A 15,736-nucleotide genomic window follows, 5' to 3' on the forward strand; every position below is an offset into this window, starting at 1 on the left:
TCTTCATTTTGTCCACGGGTGCAGTCTTCTCACTCATCGATGTGTTCGGCTGTTAACGGGGCCGGAAAAGAAAAAGTCATATCTGAAGAGAAACACGCTGGCCAAATTACAGCGACTTTCCAAAGGCTGTTTGGGGCGAGCGCGGCCGGTCGTCACTAGGACGCGGCCACTCAAGCCCCCGCAAAAAATGGTCAATACAGATGCAATGCCGGGTCAGCTGGTATGCAACTGGGGGTCAAGTCCGTGCAAATACCAGCTGTGATTTCAACAATCACTAAGGGTGGGCTATCGGAATGGTTTTCTGAACGCCCAGTCCAGTCTCCCTCCTTGATGCTTTCAAGCACGCAATCAATCCAAGCCACCCCGGCCTTCATCAGCTCCCTAGCTTTCCCCTCGCTCACCTGGTGATACCGACCGACCCGAACTGCCGGCCATTTCGCCCCGAAGTACAGCCAGACAATATCCCCCATCTGCTGATCACGTTTACACAGTCGGGCCAACGCGGCATCCACGACACAGGCAAGCTCATCGGTGATGCAGTACGACTTGGCTGACGACGGCATTGCATCGCGCATCAGTGCCAACATGGGCGAGGCATAGCTGGGGACTCCCCGTCCATCCATACGCCACCATCCCCATTGCTCTAGAAGGTATTCCGTATCGCCTAATGGGTGCAGCGCTGGTTTTCGAATCATCATGTGTTGTACCCCTTAGTCCCCGGTGAAATTCGTCCCGCCGGCACCGCGACGGTTGTTCTGTTGGTAGTACGCGGCTGGACCGGATACCGACGGTCCCCGCTTGAGCACCTCAATTTCGCGCTGAGCCTGCTGCAATCTGAGGCTGAGTTGTGTCACCAATTCGTCTGTAGAAAGCATCAACCGACTCCCGGCCATGACCCAACCTGAGCCGTTACAATCGCTGCAAACCAGCTCATAAAACACCCCTTGCACCACGGCTTTGCCCTTGCAGGTCAAGCAATGCTCCAGCTCAATCCACGCCTTACGAAAACCAGAGGCCGGGGCTTTTTTCATGTTTTCAAACCTCGCCCTTAACAAATTGCGAAATTGACTCGCAGGCCACGCTATTCAAGGCGTCTACCAGGTTTTGCGAATCTTCATATCTAACGTCTGTCTGCTTGTGGATCGCCTTGAAGCCGCGTTCATCTAACCAGGAGTGCCACTTCACCAACGCCAGCCGACGCTGCTCTTTGGCCTGGGTATTGATGTAGGTCGAGGCGATCTTTCCAAGGGAGTGGTTCAACAGCATCTCGCCGATGTGGCCGTCGACGCCGAGGTCGGTCCACGCGGTACGGGCTACCTTGCGCAGGTCGTGACTGGTCCAAGCACCCTGCCCCAGCCGAGTAAACACAGCACTGGCCTGGTTTTCGCTCAGAGCCTTCCCTCGGCGGGACGGAAACAAGAATGGCCCCTCATACCCTTGGGCAGCCTGCCGCTCACGGTAGCGGCGCAGCAGCGCGCAAGCTTGGTCGGTCAGCGGCACCCGAAGCTCAGTCTTGCTCTTGGTGTGTTCGGCCGGCAGGAACCACTCACGTTCAGGCAACGCAATGTCAGCCCAGCGAGACTGACGGGTTTCGCCAATGCGGGTGCCGTGGCACAGCATCATCAAGGCCAGCATGGCGTCCCCTGGCGCACTCTCGAACTGTTCGGTCAGCAGGACCACCAACTCGGGTAATTGGACATCGCGCAGGCGGGCGGGCTTGGGCAGAATGCGGGCCGTCGTGAAATGGATGAACTTGAGCTCGGCCATCGGGTTGATCGGGATCAGGTCCAGCTTGCGCGCCTGACGAAAGGCCACCGCCAGCAGGCGATACAACTGTTGGACGTACGACAGCGACAACTCTTCCTGACCCGGCCACATCAGCCGCTGGTCGAGGGTCTGGGCATTCACTTCGTATATCAGCAGGTCTTTCAGGCGCGGCTTGAGCTGGCAATTGATGGCGGACTTGCCGGCCGCACGACGCTTGGCCGAGAGCGCGCGCGAACGGGCCATGCGATCGGCATACCAGTCCAACAGCTCGCCGACGGTGACCCACCCCGAAACGCTGGCCGCGCCATCGGCCGCCACGCGCAAGCGTACGGCCGGTAAAGCCGCGACCACCTGCTTGGTGGACAGGTCGGGAAAGGCGCCGATGCGGTGCCAATTCCGTTTGTTCAGCAGGTACCACGACCCGCGCACGCGACTCTTCGCATAACGGAAGTGCAGTGCGGGGTGACTGGCATCACGCAGGTCGCGCACATGCTCAAGCTTGGCGTTGCGCTGAATTTCCGCGTCGGACAATTTTACGGTCAAGGTCTTGATCAGGGCGCTCAATCGGTCGCCTCCGGTTGGGCGAGACGGTCAACCACCTCGAACGTTGTCGGCCACATCCATGCGCCATACCGATTGGCCATCGCCTGGTCGGCGAACAATGCCAAGGCATGGTCTGGTGTATCACTCAGGTCCAACTTGAAAGAGCAGCAGAAAACGGCAAACCGATAGTTTGCCGGATCCGGAACAGCCAAGCGGCGATCAGGTATTTCCAAGCTGATCCCCATCAGAAGCCCTCCTTACCGCGTTGAGATTCCCACTCGAATGCCACGCCAATGCAACCGTTTTCGCGGATGCGGTCGACACAGCGCGCGCCAATGGCATCGTTCAATTCGGCAGGAGACAGGTTGCTGACGATGATCGTCGGACGGCATTGCTCGTAACGACCGTTGATAATGCTGAACAGCGTGGCCAGCTCAAACTCGCTCTGCTTGGTCGCGCCGACTTCATCAAGCACCAGCAGATCCGCGCCGATCACCTCTCGTAAAATGTGCGCCTCGGACTCGCCAGAGCGATCATTGAAACTCGCCCGGATATCGCCGATGAGTGTGCCCACCGTGCGGTAGATCGCCTTGACCATGCATTCGTTGATCAGGTAACTGGCCGAGGCAATGGCCAAATGGGTCTTGCCGGTGCCGACCTTCCCCAGCAGCAGCATGCAGCGACCTTCCCGGCGATGCTTCGAAAAGTTGTCGACGTAATCGGTGCAGGCATCCAGGGCAATCTGCTGCGCCGGGTTCGATATGGCGAAGTCGGCGAATGTCTTTTCCGCGAAGCGCTTCGGAATCCGCGCGCTTGAATGCTGGACAATCCGAAACTGAAAGCGCTTGCGCTCAAGCTCCTGCATGTCGCGTTTGTTGCTCGCGCAGATGGGGCAGCCCGACAGGCTGCCGCCCTTGAGGATGACCGCCGAGTAATCGCCATGATCGAAGCAGCTCGCTGGTTGACGGCCAATGACGCGGAATTTGCGGTCAATCTGAGCGCCGAGATTAGAGACGGAAGGTGCCATTGGCGTTCTCCTTGGTGCCAGCCTTGTAATCGCGAGTGTCGAAGCCGGAGTGGCGACTGGCCGGAAGTGGATGGACGGGGCTGGTCGGCTTGTCGGGAAAGATCCCTGTCCATCCGTTGCTGATCGAAAGGGCCAGCACCGAATCGGGGGCTGGATGGTTCGCCAAGGCCTTGGCCTGTTGCTCGCAGCTCTTGGCGGTGAGGGGTTTGTGGATTTCCTTGCGGTGCTGGCACCAGTCGGCCCACACCTCGACGCTGACGTTTTCCGGCTTGGCGGTCAGCGGGTCGAATTTTGGCGATTTGCTTGGCGCGTTAGCGCCCTGCTTCTCCTGATTACTGGTTACCTGATTGGTACCCTGATTACTGGTACCCTGATTTGTCGGAGATTTTTCCGACCCTACTCGGATATTTTTCCGACCCTGTTCGGATATTTTTCCGACCTTGCTCGGAGATTTTTCCGAGGTGGATCGGATTTTTTTCCGACCTTGGCTCACATCAGAGGTCGGATATTTTTCCGACCCGTCCAGCTTGCGATTCCACTCGTTGGCCTTCTCGGTCAAGCGAAACAAACTGATGTTTGCTGTGTGGGACAGTTCGATCAGTCCGGCAGTCTCAAGTCCCTTAAGAAGCCGGTACGCCGTATCGGGTTTGTCGGTGAGCAGGGGCAACTCCTCCACGATTTTTGCCTTACTCAAGGCAAAGAAAATCCCGTGATCGGTCTTGATTGGCCTTGCCCAACTAGGGCACTCGTAGACAAAGGAAAACAACAACGCCTGCTGGGAGTTCAACCCCCACTCCAGTGCTTTCACTTGGTTGATCGTGATCGTGAACTGCATATCAATCCTTTCCGCCTAGCGGTCGGGCTGGGCGCTTCGACTTGTGCAACTCGATCAGTGCGGTCACCTCCTCGTGCCGCGCAGCCAGGTGCTTGGCATGCAAGGCCAAAATCTCCGATGCTTCCACGGCAGTGATTTCGCCGTCCTCCAGCGCGAGGGCAAGAAACTGGTCAACCCGGCCGCGCTTCACAGAAGTACGCAAAGAGCGCTGGTGCATGTCTACGTTGTCCAAATCGCCGACTTCAGGCAGGCGAACAAATACGCCGCCGTACATCGCGCAGATGTAGTCCGGTAAGAATGTGGTTTTGGCTTCAGTCTCAAGCGTGCAGACCTCATCGTCGGTGAGGGGCTTGACGCCAGCCGACTCGTAAATCCGGTTTTTGAAGCGCTTGAGATTCTCTTCGCCAAGAAAGTCAGAGGCGTATGTAAGTCCGCCAGGGAATGCATTGGCAGAGGCAATGACTGCTTTGCGACGGGTGTCTAGCACTGGCGATTTCATCGTCTAGTTTTCTCTCGGCGCCGTTGCGCTCAAAATTTCTTCAGTTAATCGCTGTGATGTCCGTTAAGTGCTCAACTCGGCCCAAGGAAATGACGGACAAAGCGCTTCCTTCTTGAATACACCGTCGGTCAAGACTTCAGCTCGTTTGGCAACCACCGGAGACATCCCGTGCTTTTCACGAACCCAACCGGAAACGGTGCTTTGATCAACCTTGAGCTTCTCTGCGGCGGCCTCTTGCGTCCCGAAAAAGGCAACGAGGTCTTTAAAGATGGTGTTCATGCCGCCCCTCCATATGTGAATACCCATATCGTAGAGCATAGGCATACCACTTTGCAACGATATGGGTTCGCCAGTAATAATCGGAAGATGGAATATAAAGAACGAATCAAGGCCGCTCGACGGCACGCCGGGTTTACCCAAGCCGAGCTAGCGAAGCTTGTAGGCATCGATCAGGCGTCTATTTCTGACCTTGAACGAGGGAGATCACAGCGCTCCTCCTATAACGCCTCCATTGCGAAAGCTTGTGGGGTTTCGGCCATTTGGATTGAGAGTGGGTCTGGCCCGATGGTTTCAGACACTACCGAACAGGCCAACGTCAAAGACGTGGTTCAACCTCAGATGCTTTATCGATATCCAGTGATCAGCTGGGTGTCAGCCGGGTGTTGGGAGGAAGCGGTGCAGCCATACCCCGACGGTTTTTCTGACAGATATGAAGTTTCTGACTACGACTCCAAAGGACCTGCCTTTTGGCTTGAGGTAAAAGGCGATTCTATGACCGCCCCCGCAGGCGTCAGTGTTCCTGAAGGAATGATGATCCTGGTAGACACCGAGGCTGATGTGAAACCTGGCAAGCTGGTTATTGCCAAATTGCCCGCGAGCAACGAGGCCACATTCAAAAAGCTGGTGGAAGATGGCGGTATTCGTTATCTGAAGCCTCTGAATCCAGCTTACAAAATGGTCGAGTGTGATGAAAACTGCCGCATCATTGGAGTAGCAGTGCGTATGACCGGAAAGCTCTAGCGCGCCGCTCGCTGCTCTTCATGTGATGAACTAGCCCGCACTCAGCGGGCTTTTTTTCGAGCTGAACTAAAAAGAGTACAAACGTGCTCTTTCCGGATTGCTGCCTTATCTGGAACTAAATACTGTCTATCCATACAGACAACAAAGGAAGACAGGAATGAATCATGGCGCTACCTGCGGTACCTGCACGCTCAACACCTACGAACAAGTCGGTCGTCGTATTCAACGATTGGTGTCCGATCCAAACGTGCAAAAGGTACAGACAATCAAGGTTGCTAGGCGCGACGACGAGTCCCCTGCGGCATGGGACCGAGTGATCCAAGAACTCGAGGAGACTGACGGGATCACTGTCGAGCGTTTAGAAGAAGACAGCGTGAGGATTGGCTGGCAGAAATACGCCGACCTATAGAAGGTGCCCGCTATTTGCGGGCTTTTTTACGCCCATAAGAATTTTTATGGGTTTACCCATTGACTCAGATTATGTGTACGCCTATATTTTGCCCATGCCAGCACATAACCGGCCCAGCAGCGAAAGCCGCGTCACTCTTTAACAATCAGCGCAACAAATAACAGACCGCATTGCCTCTACCGGCGACCGGCGAGCAGACAGGCCTGAAAGCCTGCCAACGACAGGAACAACCTGGACGGCTGATCGATGGTGAAACGCCAGAACCGTGTGAATGACCCGGCAAGCAATGCGCCCCGCCACTCCGGCGGAAATAGGAGGAACTACATCACTGCACGTCAGCCTGACGAAACTGCCCGAGCACTTGGTACTCCCCAGCACCAGGCCGCATCGGTGAGCTCTGAAGCACAACGATTGTTGGATGGTCTCTGCGCCATCGTTTCAGAGCTCACCGATGCGGACGAAATCCCGGCATATACCGGCCACCTGCATGCAACAAACCAGAGAACGGCGAGCGCCCGCCAAGATGCCAACGGCGCGCATTCGAGGATGACCATCATGAAATAGACCATAGCCCAAAGATCACTGCATCTGCGAAAGGTCCGAACGTCCAACGGGCCTTTCTTTTTCACGCCTTTATCCGTCAGCACTCTCCCCTGCGCCTAACGGCAACCAGCAAGTACGCCGAGTGCTAACGAATACATGCAACCCACACCGAGGAATAGCCATGAACCAAACGATCAGACAGAGCCAAGCAATCCTCCAAGGGTTGCGTCTCCAGACGTCCCTGGCCCGCACCGAAATGTACCAACGCATAGGTCGTGATGAGCCTGTTCGCATACTGAACTACACCGTTGTGCCACGCGGCGGCATCACAATTGAAGTAATCGAGCGCTCCACTGGGACGGCAGAGGGTGAGCCGTTTGGTGATGATAATGCCAGCCAGTTCGCTGCCAGCCACAAGCCAGCGAAAGCATTCGCTCGCACGCTTCTGCGTTGGACGACTGGTTCGGCGCTCCTGTTGATCCTGTTCGCCTACTTCGGCGCAGGACATTGAGACCGATCAACAAACTGGTGCGCCAGCGCCGGCAACAGACTTGGGTGGATCTACCGGCCCACGGAATTGAAGAGGTGAGCCATGGCCAAGAGCAACGCGGAACTGCAGAAGGACAAGCGCGCCAAGGAGAAAGGCTTGCTGGATCTGATCGGCGCCGAGAAGCGCACGCTGATTGTGTCAAAGGCGCTTGATGATGCGCTTCAGGTTTTGGGCGAGCGGCACAGCTTTGAGGAATGGCAGGAGACGGTGTCGACGCTCCTGATCACCCTGGCCGCCGCTCCGGCCGAAGAGTCCGAACGCTTCGCCAGCATGTCGCGACCTAAATTTCTCATTACTCAAAAGCAGTCGCGACAGCTTGAAGAGTTCGCCAAGACTGGTATCGACCGGATTGGAAGTAGCTCACCTTTGTAACGGAGCACGCTCAGTACGCAACGGCGATCTATGTTTTTGCTTCCTGCGGGCACCATGAATATGCCACCGCCCTCATTGAACAGCCCATTTTCGATCAGCACTCGAAGATCTGCTTCACTGGCCTCATGAAAAGTCCTGTCCTCGGGGTTAAGAGTGTAGATGTATTGCCCTTTTTTTGACCCCAACTTGAATTTATATGGGTGGCAGATAAGACCTGTTCTGCTAATCCCTATCACGTCTTCCAGCACTTCCAGCATACGCCCCCCCCTGTGAAAGCCGGCACTTGCTAGATATCAGTAATAGCTCACCGAAATCAAAACCACCACCGCTTCGCTGCGCATCCGGTCACGGAGGGCGGCGCCTACTGCGCTGACTATTTCGATGGCATCAGCAGTATGAAGCTACCCCCCATCCCTTTGCGGATCCGCTGAGGGGTCTCGTAGCTGAAGTAGATCAACCACGCCCCATCGGGCCTGCGCTCTGAATCCTCATAGTAGGTTCCGACCTCGCGCATTGTGATGCCGAGAACCGTGGAAATATCCTTGTTTGTTGGTCTGTTATCCATGAAATCAGCTCATTACGACGTCATACAGTCCTTTAACAAATAGTTCACAAACTCAAATCATGCCACCGCCCGAGCATGCCCCGGCAAAGGACGCCCTATGCCCAAAGAAAACAAACTCGCCCTGAAGCGCCAGCGCGCCGATCAGGTCAACCAGGCAATCCGGACCATCGCAGACCACGGCCGCCGGTTCTTTTACAGCCAAACCGCGAACCGCTACGCCAGCATGGAGGTCGACGCCCGCGGCAAGGTCTGGTTCATCGACGACTACAGCGGCAAGCGTGTATTCACGCATGACACGATGTGGGGCGGCCGGTGGCGCGGCTTCAGCCATGGCGGCACGCTGAAGGATGTGGTTAAAGCATTCCGGGATTACATATGCACTGGAGAACCGATGCACCCCGGCTACCTCGGCCCGGATCGGTTCGACTACAGCAACATCTGGGGTTACGACGAGGCGGGCATGAAGGCTGTGCGCGAGCAGGCCAGCGCTCTTCCAGTGTTTCGTCAGCAAGTCGCGGAGGCCCCCTAAAGCGCATCTAAACGTTGATCAGACGAGCTGCCTGATGCGAATCAATGTTTGGAATCATGCCGGAGTCCTGGTGCTCCTCGATCCACTTCCGAACCAACACCACGTCAAATTGCCACCCGTGAGCCTTCATCAGTACAAGTGCCGCACCAGTGATTCGATAGTGCCCACACTTCGGGCAGCTTCTTTCCAAGTAATCATCATCAGCATCAATTGCCATTGCAGGCCCACCACAAATCAAGCAAGTCATGAACTACCCCTTTTTTGGCTGATCGCTCAAATGTAGTAGATCGCCGCGAGGTGTCACTGCCGTATCAAACGTGAATCGATTCACCCTCACTACCCGATAAGCGGTTACCCCTACCTTTCAAAGTCAGCCTCTATAGCGGCAAAGGAACAGTCATGCCTGAAAAAATGACACCGGATGCTGCGGCAGCCGATCGAGCGCTGCTTGAACTTGCGGCCAAAGCTGGTCGCATCGAAATAGAGCCGTGCACCTGCCGAGATACGAAATGGCCGTATCGTCTGCAAGGCGAGTCGGGTGTCAGGGCTCATTGGAACCCATTGATCAACGACGGCGATGCCCTGCGCCTGGCCGTCGTCATGGGCCGCATAGATCGGCTGGGCGTGGCTATTCATATCGTTGAGCCATACGACGGTGATACCGGCCCTTACACTTACGTGGATGCCGAGAAGTTCGGCGAGCACACCAGATATCACCACGACGATCCGTTCGCAGCGACGCGCCGCGCAATCGTCGTAGCAGCCGCTGAAATCGGGAGGAGGTCATGATCCTCCTACCATTCGCAGCGCCGCTCTACATGCTCTGGCTCATCTACAAGGGACCGCGGCGGAAATGGTTCACCCCACCAGTTACCTCAGGAAGGGAGTTGTGTAACGCAACTGGCGAGGCGAACCGCTGAACCTTAACTCACCCACTCAGCTTTCCTCGCGCCCTTCATCTGATTTCACAATCCACCTACCAGCCTGCCGGTGAACGGTGGGTGAAGGATTTTTCATGCTCGACTTTCTTAAAAAACCCTTTCGACGCGAGCCCGCTTTAAAACCTGCGGCACCAACAGCAGCCACCCGGTCCGCCAGCAGCTTCGCCGCTTCTTCATCCCAGCCGTCGAGAAGCGATCCGCCGGCAGCCCAACTCAACCCACTGAATCCTCTCAACCCGCTGAGTCCAATTAGCCCTTTGAATCAGGTCGAGACCTACGAGCCTTCGCGGTCGAGCAGTCGTTGCGATACCAGCAGCTACTCCAGCCAGGACAGCGGGAGCAGCAGCTACTCGTCGAGCGACAGCTGCAGTTCGTCCAGCTCGAGCGACAGCAGTTCCAGCTATAGCAGCGATTAATCCCCCTCTCCACCTTCTACCGCCACGCGCGGCATGGAGCAAGACGTGCCCGCAAAAAGCATCGGAGAAGCCGTAGACGCCAAGTGCTCACCCTGCGGCAGTCGGAACATTCAAATATCAGAAGAGTTTGTCGGCAGCGACCAGTACGAGCTCCGAAGCGGAAAGGTCGCCTGGATCAATGCCGCCGCCATCTTTGACGCTACCGGCCGGACGTTTGGTAAGTGCCGTCAGTGCGGCCATACCTGGCAGTTTCGGAAAAGTCCGCTCGCAACTGCTTAAACACCAAAAGCCCCAAACGGGGAACAGGAAACCAATATGGCAAAAGTCATAGCTCAGATCACCGTCCGACTGCCGCGCCTCATGGAGGCCGGCGAATACCGAAAGCTGCGATACGCCGGCGGAAAGCCAAGCGTGCAACAGCTCAAAAAATGGATAGAGGAAGGCGAAGTGATTGGAGAGGTAAAAGGTGGGATGTATTTCGTGGACTTGCAGGCGGTAGTGCTGGAATCGAATGATCCCCTGCTCGCCAAAATGATGGAGGTAGGCTGATGGCTCCCCCGCGCGGCCGGGATGTCTCGAACCGGAGGCTCCCTGAAAACCTTTATCCAAACGGTAAGTATTTTGTCTACCGCAATCCCATCACCGGCAAAAGAACCAGCATCAACAAGCCTCAAGCCGACGCTGTGAGACTCGCAAAGATGGCGAACTCCAAGTTGCAGCCGCTCATAGACTCAGACGGCGCGCTTCTCGAGGTACTTACTGGAGAACGAGCTCCGACCTTTACCTACCTTCTTGAGCGATTCGAGAACGAGTGGGTGATTGAGCGCGGTTATGCTGAAAGAACGCTGAAGGAGATCAAATTCAAACTTGCTCGATACAAAGAAGACTTGGGGAGCAAGATGGTTGGCCAGCTGGATGTATTGACCGTCGCAGTATATTTGGACGAGTTCGAGAACAACGCCTACACGAAGCACCGGGGGCTACTGGTCCAGGTGTTCGCGTTCGCTGTGGCCAAGGGCCTTTGCGAGCGCAACTCCGCCGAGCTGACCCTGGTCAAGAAGGAGGCAGAGAAGAAGCGCCAGCGCCACACCGTCGAGGGTCTGAACAAAATTCTGGAGTACGTGGGGACACCGATCTGGCTGAAAAGGGCCATCCGACTGGGATTGCTGAGTCTTCAGCGGCGGGAAGATATCGTGATGTGGCCTAAATCGGCCGTGGACCTCGAGCAGAACACCATCAAGGTGTCACCCGGGAAGACGCAGAACTACGGAAAGCCCGTGCACTTGGAGATTGTCATGGGCCAGGCGCTGCGGGAGGTGGTCATGGAGTGCATGCGGTCGCCGGTCGTTTGCCCGTACCTGATCCACTACTCACCAAAGGCGCGCAAGCGTGCACAACTCGACGCGAAGCTACACTGGAACGCAGTTACGCCGGACTACCTGACCAAGTCCTTCGCCCAAGCGCGAGACGATTCGAAGGCTTACGAAGAGTTGCCCGTAGGTGAGCGCCCCACGTTTCACGAGATCCGTGCACTCGGCGCTTGGCTGTATGAGCAGCAAGGTTTTGCACAGGAATACATACAGGGGCTGATGGGTCATGCCGACGTGAAGATGACTGAGCATTACCAGGCGGGCCACGGCGATGACGCAGTGGTTTACATGAAGGTGAAAGCTGATTTGACGCTTTGACAGTGGTTCGTTTTTCCAAATCGTTTCCAACGTTTTTCCAAACGGCACCCAACAAAAAAGGGCCCACCTTTCGGTGAGCCCTTCTAGACCGCCCAGCAGAGCGGATTTTGTTTGGTAGGCGCGATTGGACTCGAACCAACGACCCCCACCATGTCAAGGTGGTGCTCTAACCAACTGAGCTACGTGCCTGCTGTGAGGCGGCATTCTACGGAATTCCGGAGGGGTGTCAACACCTTTTTTCGAGCTAACCCTATGAATATGCAAAATATTTAATTTTGTGGCGACGAAGAAGATTTTCCGGTAGCTGGCGATCGATTTTTTTCTCGCGTAGGATCGATGCACTCGTAAAATATATTAAACAGAGGCAGCCGGATGGCGAACATTCCCTACCCAGAGTCCTATTACTCCGCATCGGCCAATGCGGTGCCGCCGCGGCCGGCCTTGCAGGGTGATGTAGAGACTGATGTCTGCGTGATCGGCGCCGGTTATACCGGTCTGTCCTCGGCTCTGTTTCTGTTGGAGAACGGTTTTAAGGTAACGGTTCTGGAAGCGGCCAAGGTGGGTTTTGGTGCGTCTGGCCGTAACGGTGGTCAGATCGTCAACAGCTATAGCCGCGACATCGATGTGATCGAGCGCAGCGTCGGTCCCAAGCAGGCTCAGTTGTTGGGGCAAATGGCGTTCGAGGGCGGGCGGATTATTCGTGAGCGTGTCGCCAAATATAATATCCAGTGCGACTTGAAGGACGGTGGCGTGTTCGCGGCCATCACTGCCAAGCAGATGGGCCACCTCGAATCCCAGAAACGCCTGTGGGAACGTTTCGGTCATACGCAACTTGAGCTAATGGATCAGCGTCGAATCCGTGAAGTCGTGAATTGCGATCAGTACGTCGGCGGTATGCTCGACATGAGTGGCGGGCACATTCATCCGCTCAATCTGGCGCTGGGTGAAGCCGCGGCGGTTGAGTCGCTGGGCGGCACAATCTATGAACAGTCGCCAGCGGTGCGCATCGAGCGCGGCGCGAACCCAGCAGTGCATACACCAAAGGGCAAGGTCAGGGCAAAATTCATCATCATTGCCGGCAACGCCTACTTGGGCAATCTGGTGCCGGAATTGGCTGCCAAGTCGATGCCCTGCGGGACTCAGGTCATCACCACCGAACCGTTAGGCGATGAGTTGGCGAAAAACCTGCTGCCACAGGATTACTGCGTGGAGGACTGCAATTACTTGCTCGACTATTACCGCCTGACGAGCGACAAGCGGCTGATCTTTGGCGGCGGCGTGGTGTATGGCGCGCGGGATCCGGCGAATATTGAGGCGATCATTCGACCGAAGATGCTCAAGGCGCTCCCGCAACTCAAGGACGTGAAAATTGACTACGCCTGGACCGGTAATTTCCTGCTGACCCTGTCGCGCCTTCCGCAGGTCGGACGGATCGGTGACAACATCTACTATTCCCAGGGTTGCAGTGGTCATGGCGTGACGTACACGCATCTGGCGGGCAAAGTATTGGCCGAGGCGCTGCGAGGCCAGGCCGAGCGTTTCGACGCGTTTGCCGACCTGCCCCACTACCCGTTCCCCGGCGGACAATTGCTACGCACACCGTTCGCGGCGTTGGGCGCCTGGTATTACGGGCTGCGGGACAAGTTCGGATACTGAGACAAAAAAGGGGCCGCGGAATGCGGCCCCTTTTTGTATCAGCCTGGAAAGTCAGCACTATCCCTTGCAGGAGTGAGCCTGCTCGCGATCGCGGTGTGTCTGCTATGAATCTCTGACAGCAAAACCGCCATCGCGAGCAGGCTCACTCCTACATGGGAATGGTGTTTACAGCTTTTCCCGCGCGATACCGCTACGGATTCGCAGAATATCGGCGAGTACGGCGAGGGCAATCTCGGAAGGCGTCTTGCTGCCCAGGTTCAAACCGATCGGCGCATGAATCCTTGCCAACTCGGTCTCCCCCAAACCACCAATCCTGCGCAACCGCTCGAAGCGCTTTTGCGACGTCTGCAGGGAGCCCATCACGCCAATATAAAACGCCTCGGTACGCACCGCTTCCATCATCGCCAGGTCATCGATGCGCGGATCGTGGGTCAACGCCACCACCGCAGTATCGCTATGGCAGCCGCCATCAGCTATGAACACCGAGGGCAGCTGACGACGAATCTCGACGTTTTCCAGCACCACGCCTTCCAGCACCTCGTCACGCGGGTCGCACAGAATCACTTCGAAACCCAGTCCGACGGCAAACTCTGCACAGGCCTGAGCGACCGAGGAATATCCGGCCAGCAACAAGCGCTGGGCCGCGCCGATCCGCACGCGCACCCGATCGATCTCACGTTCGATTCGCACACCCTGTTCGCGATCATCGAACAGGCTGCGCGCACCACTGGCCAGATCGACCTCGCGGATCAGCCGGCGCCGCCCTAACAGCGCCGACTCCAGTTCCCGCAGATGCGCCTGAACCTCGCAAACCGGCTCAAGCTTCTCTACCAGCACATCGAGCACACCGCCACAGGGCAGACTCACCCGGGAACGCGGATCGTCGCCCTCGCCATAACGGACAACGCTGATCGCTTCAAGAAACGCCCCCTCGGCGACCCGTTCGAGAAAATCCTCCTCGACACAGCCGCCCGACAGCGATCCGATCCAGTGCCCGTCGGCGTTCACCGCCAGCAGCGATCCCGGCGCACGAGGCGCCGAGCCGTAGGTGGCGAGCACCGTGCAGAGCCAGAGGCGCTGGCCAGCCATCGACCATTCCAGCGCCCGGCGCACCACTTGCAGATCGAGATGCTGCATGTCAGTGCGCCTTGTGCTCGAGCGGCGGCGCATCAGCCCGCAACTTCTGCACGTCGCTCACGGCCAGATCACCCGACTGACCACCCCAGCTCTGACGCAGGTAGTTCAGCAGATCAGCCAGTTGCTCGTGACTGAGCTTCTCAGCGAACCCTGGCATCGGCTGCATGTGTTCGAACCCGGCGAATTTCTGCTCACCGATACCGTCATCAATCACCCGCACCAAGTTGCGCGGATCATCCAGGCGCAGCGTGGTATTGCCGCGCATGGCCACGGCAATGTGCGGCTTGCCGTCACCACCGACCTCGTGGCAACCGGCGCAGACGTTCAGGTATTCCTGACGACCACGCTGGGCACTTGCAGTGAGCTTCTCGAACGGCACGTCAGTCAGCACCTTCGCCGCCGGCGGTTGATCGCCAAGCAGATAGGTCGCCATTGCCGCCAGATCCGGGTCAGTCAGGCCTTGGGTGCTGTTGTGGAACACCGGGAACATCTCGTTGAACATCGTGCCCTGAGCGCTCATGCCGTGCTTGAGGAAGGAACTCAGGTCTTGATGGTTCCAGCCGCGAGCCGCCAGATCATTGGCCAACAGGCTAGGTGCCAGATAGCCGTTGAGCACGCCGCCGGTCAGGCGCTTATCCTGTTGCATCGCACCCGGCAAACCGCGCGGGGTGTGGCATTCGCCGCAATGACCGAGCACATCAACCATGTACTGGCCACGTTTGAAAGCTTCGCTTTTGCCCTCGGTAGGCGTCAGCTTCACATCCTTGCCATAAAGCATGTTCCAGCCCATCAGGCCCAGGCGCACGTTGAACGGAAAGCTCAGGCTGGTGACTGGCGCTGCGCGCTCAATCGGCTCGACGGTTTTCAGGTACGCATGAATCGCGTCTGAGTCGTCCCGCGGAATCAGGTGATACGAGGTGTACGGCATCGCCGGATACAGGTTGGCGCCATCACGGCGCTTGCCTTCGGTCAGCGCGGCGAAGAATTCGTCATCGCTGTAGAGGCCAATGCCGTGCTCTTTGCTCGGGGTGATGTTGGTGCCGTAGATCGTGCCGAACGGCGAGACAATCGGCAGACCGCCCGCATATGGCGCGCCACCCGGTGCGGTGTGGCAGGCCATGCAATCGGCTGCGCGGGCGAGGTATTCGCCGCGCTTGACCTGATCGTCTGCATGAGCCAGCAACACCGGCGCAGCCAGACCAACCGCCAACGCCAGGCGGGGAAGTAGTTGCTTCATGC

The 15,736-nt window shown here is 57.1% G+C and carries 21 protein-coding genes, 1 tRNA gene and 1 pseudogene; 10 read left to right on the forward strand and 13 right to left on the reverse strand.

Annotated features, from left to right (window positions below; all coding sequences use genetic code 11):
- Positions 1-323: 323 nt before the first annotated feature.
- The 8 genes and pseudogenes from AC3ISI_RS18700 to AC3ISI_RS18735 all read right to left on the reverse strand — a co-directional run.
- Positions 324-698, reverse strand: a pseudogene (locus AC3ISI_RS18700) (antiterminator Q family protein); the annotation flags it as partial.
- 12 nt (positions 699-710) lie between these two features.
- Positions 711-1,031: a hypothetical protein gene (locus AC3ISI_RS18705; protein ID WP_489333258.1), complete on the reverse strand. Its 321-nt coding sequence runs from the start codon at positions 1,029-1,031 to the stop codon at positions 711-713.
- A gap of 4 nt (positions 1,032-1,035) precedes the next feature.
- Positions 1,036-2,331, reverse strand: a complete 1,296-nt coding sequence (locus tag AC3ISI_RS18710) for a tyrosine-type recombinase/integrase (RefSeq protein WP_489333259.1) — start codon at positions 2,329-2,331, stop codon at positions 1,036-1,038.
- Positions 2,328-2,537, reverse strand: a complete 210-nt coding sequence (locus AC3ISI_RS18715; RefSeq protein ID WP_452629096.1) for a hypothetical protein — start codon at positions 2,535-2,537, stop codon at positions 2,328-2,330. Before AC3ISI_RS18715 ends, AC3ISI_RS18710 begins: the two co-directional genes overlap by 4 nt.
- A gap of 17 nt (positions 2,538-2,554) precedes the next feature.
- Entirely contained in the window at positions 2,555-3,337 is a 783-nt protein-coding gene (locus AC3ISI_RS18720; protein WP_489333260.1) for an ATP-binding protein, read from the reverse strand.
- Entirely contained in the window at positions 3,318-4,172 is an 855-nt protein-coding gene (locus tag AC3ISI_RS18725; protein WP_489333261.1) for a hypothetical protein, read from the reverse strand. The genes AC3ISI_RS18720 and AC3ISI_RS18725 overlap by 20 nt, the downstream gene beginning before the upstream one ends.
- Position 4,173: 1 nt before the next feature.
- A complete protein-coding gene (locus AC3ISI_RS18730) occupies positions 4,174-4,671 on the reverse strand; it encodes a YmfL family putative regulatory protein (protein ID WP_489333262.1) in 498 nt (165 codons plus the stop codon).
- Between the two features lie 63 nt (positions 4,672-4,734).
- The gene (locus AC3ISI_RS18735; protein WP_489333263.1) at positions 4,735-4,950 is read right to left on the reverse strand and encodes a hypothetical protein; all 216 of its coding nucleotides are present in this window, start codon (positions 4,948-4,950) and stop codon (positions 4,735-4,737) included.
- Positions 4,951-5,037: 87 nt separating this feature from the next.
- Between AC3ISI_RS18735 and AC3ISI_RS18740 the strand changes: the two genes are divergently transcribed.
- The 6 genes from AC3ISI_RS18740 to AC3ISI_RS18765 all read left to right on the forward strand — a co-directional run bounded on the left by AC3ISI_RS18740 (position 5,038) and on the right by AC3ISI_RS18765 (position 8,659).
- Positions 5,038-5,691, forward strand: a complete 654-nt coding sequence (locus tag AC3ISI_RS18740; protein ID WP_489333264.1) for a LexA family protein — start codon at positions 5,038-5,040, stop codon at positions 5,689-5,691.
- A 157-nt stretch (positions 5,692-5,848) separates the two neighbouring features.
- Complete coding sequence (locus AC3ISI_RS18745; protein ID WP_489333265.1) at positions 5,849-6,100, forward strand: DUF1654 domain-containing protein; 252 nt, start codon at positions 5,849-5,851, stop codon at positions 6,098-6,100.
- A gap of 246 nt (positions 6,101-6,346) precedes the next feature.
- Complete coding sequence (locus AC3ISI_RS18750) at positions 6,347-6,664, forward strand: hypothetical protein (RefSeq protein WP_489333266.1); 318 nt, start codon at positions 6,347-6,349, stop codon at positions 6,662-6,664.
- Positions 6,665-6,824: 160 nt separating this feature from the next.
- On the forward strand, positions 6,825-7,154 hold the full coding sequence (locus tag AC3ISI_RS18755) for a hypothetical protein (RefSeq protein ID WP_489333267.1): 330 nt from the start codon (positions 6,825-6,827) through the stop codon (positions 7,152-7,154).
- Between the two features lie 81 nt (positions 7,155-7,235).
- Entirely contained in the window at positions 7,236-7,565 is a 330-nt protein-coding gene (locus tag AC3ISI_RS18760; protein WP_489333268.1) for a hypothetical protein, read from the forward strand.
- A gap of 662 nt (positions 7,566-8,227) precedes the next feature.
- Positions 8,228-8,659, forward strand: coding sequence for a hypothetical protein (locus AC3ISI_RS18765; RefSeq protein WP_489333269.1), 432 nt, complete (start codon positions 8,228-8,230; stop codon positions 8,657-8,659).
- A gap of 7 nt (positions 8,660-8,666) precedes the next feature.
- On the opposite strand, the gene AC3ISI_RS18770 is transcribed toward AC3ISI_RS18765, so the two are convergent.
- Positions 8,667-8,906, reverse strand: coding sequence for a hypothetical protein (locus AC3ISI_RS18770; RefSeq protein ID WP_489333270.1), 240 nt, complete (start codon positions 8,904-8,906; stop codon positions 8,667-8,669).
- Between the two features lie 152 nt (positions 8,907-9,058).
- Between AC3ISI_RS18770 and AC3ISI_RS18775 the strand changes: the two genes are divergently transcribed.
- Entirely contained in the window at positions 9,059-9,448 is a 390-nt protein-coding gene (locus tag AC3ISI_RS18775) for a hypothetical protein (protein ID WP_489333271.1), read from the forward strand.
- A 147-nt stretch (positions 9,449-9,595) separates the two neighbouring features.
- On the opposite strand, the gene AC3ISI_RS18780 is transcribed toward AC3ISI_RS18775, so the two are convergent.
- A complete protein-coding gene (locus AC3ISI_RS18780; RefSeq protein WP_489333272.1) occupies positions 9,596-9,817 on the reverse strand; it encodes a hypothetical protein in 222 nt (73 codons plus the stop codon).
- A gap of 514 nt (positions 9,818-10,331) precedes the next feature.
- Between AC3ISI_RS18780 and AC3ISI_RS18785 the strand changes: the two genes are divergently transcribed.
- Together AC3ISI_RS18785 and AC3ISI_RS18790 are read left to right on the forward strand one after the other, a co-directional pair.
- The gene (locus AC3ISI_RS18785; RefSeq protein ID WP_489333273.1) at positions 10,332-10,565 is read left to right on the forward strand and encodes a hypothetical protein; all 234 of its coding nucleotides are present in this window, start codon (positions 10,332-10,334) and stop codon (positions 10,563-10,565) included.
- The gene (locus AC3ISI_RS18790; RefSeq protein ID WP_489333274.1) at positions 10,565-11,704 is read left to right on the forward strand and encodes a tyrosine-type recombinase/integrase; all 1,140 of its coding nucleotides are present in this window, start codon (positions 10,565-10,567) and stop codon (positions 11,702-11,704) included. Before AC3ISI_RS18785 ends, AC3ISI_RS18790 begins: the two co-directional genes overlap by 1 nt.
- A 112-nt stretch (positions 11,705-11,816) precedes the next feature.
- Here AC3ISI_RS18790 and AC3ISI_RS18795 read toward each other — a convergent pair.
- A tRNA-Val gene (locus AC3ISI_RS18795) sits at positions 11,817-11,893 on the reverse strand.
- A 183-nt stretch (positions 11,894-12,076) separates the two neighbouring features.
- Here AC3ISI_RS18795 and AC3ISI_RS18800 point away from each other — a divergent pair.
- Positions 12,077-13,360 carry an NAD(P)/FAD-dependent oxidoreductase gene (locus tag AC3ISI_RS18800; protein WP_489333275.1) on the forward strand — a complete coding sequence of 428 codons (1,284 nt, stop codon included), beginning with the start codon at positions 12,077-12,079 and terminating at the stop codon, positions 13,358-13,360.
- A 165-nt stretch (positions 13,361-13,525) separates the two neighbouring features.
- On the opposite strand, the gene AC3ISI_RS18805 is transcribed toward AC3ISI_RS18800, so the two are convergent.
- A complete protein-coding gene (locus tag AC3ISI_RS18805; protein ID WP_489333276.1) occupies positions 13,526-14,497 on the reverse strand; it encodes an XdhC family protein in 972 nt (323 codons plus the stop codon).
- Position 14,498: 1 nt separating this feature from the next.
- Positions 14,499-15,734: a c-type cytochrome gene (locus AC3ISI_RS18810; protein WP_489333277.1), complete on the reverse strand. Its 1,236-nt coding sequence runs from the start codon at positions 15,732-15,734 to the stop codon at positions 14,499-14,501.
- Between the last annotated feature and the right edge of the window lie 2 nt (positions 15,735-15,736).

This window comes from Pseudomonas sp. GL_139_B (assembly GCF_057834475.1).

Coding starts and splice junctions, on each gene's coding strand:
- AC3ISI_RS18740 (WP_489333264.1), top strand. CDS start 5,038: ATGGAATATAAAGAACGAATCAAGGCCGCTCGACGGCACGCCGGGTTT.
- AC3ISI_RS18755 (WP_489333267.1), top strand. CDS start 6,825: ATGAACCAAACGATCAGACAGAGCCAAGCAATCCTCCAAGGGTTGCGT.
- AC3ISI_RS18800 (WP_489333275.1), top strand. CDS start 12,077: ATGGCGAACATTCCCTACCCAGAGTCCTATTACTCCGCATCGGCCAAT.
- AC3ISI_RS18790 (WP_489333274.1), top strand. CDS start 10,565: ATGGCTCCCCCGCGCGGCCGGGATGTCTCGAACCGGAGGCTCCCTGAA.
- AC3ISI_RS18765 (WP_489333269.1), top strand. CDS start 8,228: ATGCCCAAAGAAAACAAACTCGCCCTGAAGCGCCAGCGCGCCGATCAG.
- AC3ISI_RS18770 (WP_489333270.1), bottom strand. CDS start 8,906: ATGACTTGCTTGATTTGTGGTGGGCCTGCAATGGCAATTGATGCTGAT.
- AC3ISI_RS18725 (WP_489333261.1), bottom strand. CDS start 4,172: ATGCAGTTCACGATCACGATCAACCAAGTGAAAGCACTGGAGTGGGGG.
- AC3ISI_RS18775 (WP_489333271.1), top strand. CDS start 9,059: ATGCCTGAAAAAATGACACCGGATGCTGCGGCAGCCGATCGAGCGCTG.
- AC3ISI_RS18810 (WP_489333277.1), bottom strand. CDS start 15,734: ATGAAGCAACTACTTCCCCGCCTGGCGTTGGCGGTTGGTCTGGCTGCG.
- AC3ISI_RS18735 (WP_489333263.1), bottom strand. CDS start 4,950: ATGAACACCATCTTTAAAGACCTCGTTGCCTTTTTCGGGACGCAAGAG.
- AC3ISI_RS18750 (WP_489333266.1), top strand. CDS start 6,347: ATGGTGAAACGCCAGAACCGTGTGAATGACCCGGCAAGCAATGCGCCC.
- AC3ISI_RS18720 (WP_489333260.1), bottom strand. CDS start 3,337: ATGGCACCTTCCGTCTCTAATCTCGGCGCTCAGATTGACCGCAAATTC.
- AC3ISI_RS18745 (WP_489333265.1), top strand. CDS start 5,849: ATGAATCATGGCGCTACCTGCGGTACCTGCACGCTCAACACCTACGAA.
- AC3ISI_RS18760 (WP_489333268.1), top strand. CDS start 7,236: ATGGCCAAGAGCAACGCGGAACTGCAGAAGGACAAGCGCGCCAAGGAG.
- AC3ISI_RS18730 (WP_489333262.1), bottom strand. CDS start 4,671: ATGAAATCGCCAGTGCTAGACACCCGTCGCAAAGCAGTCATTGCCTCT.
- AC3ISI_RS18705 (WP_489333258.1), bottom strand. CDS start 1,031: ATGAAAAAAGCCCCGGCCTCTGGTTTTCGTAAGGCGTGGATTGAGCTG.
- AC3ISI_RS18785 (WP_489333273.1), top strand. CDS start 10,332: ATGGCAAAAGTCATAGCTCAGATCACCGTCCGACTGCCGCGCCTCATG.
- AC3ISI_RS18805 (WP_489333276.1), bottom strand. CDS start 14,497: ATGCAGCATCTCGATCTGCAAGTGGTGCGCCGGGCGCTGGAATGGTCG.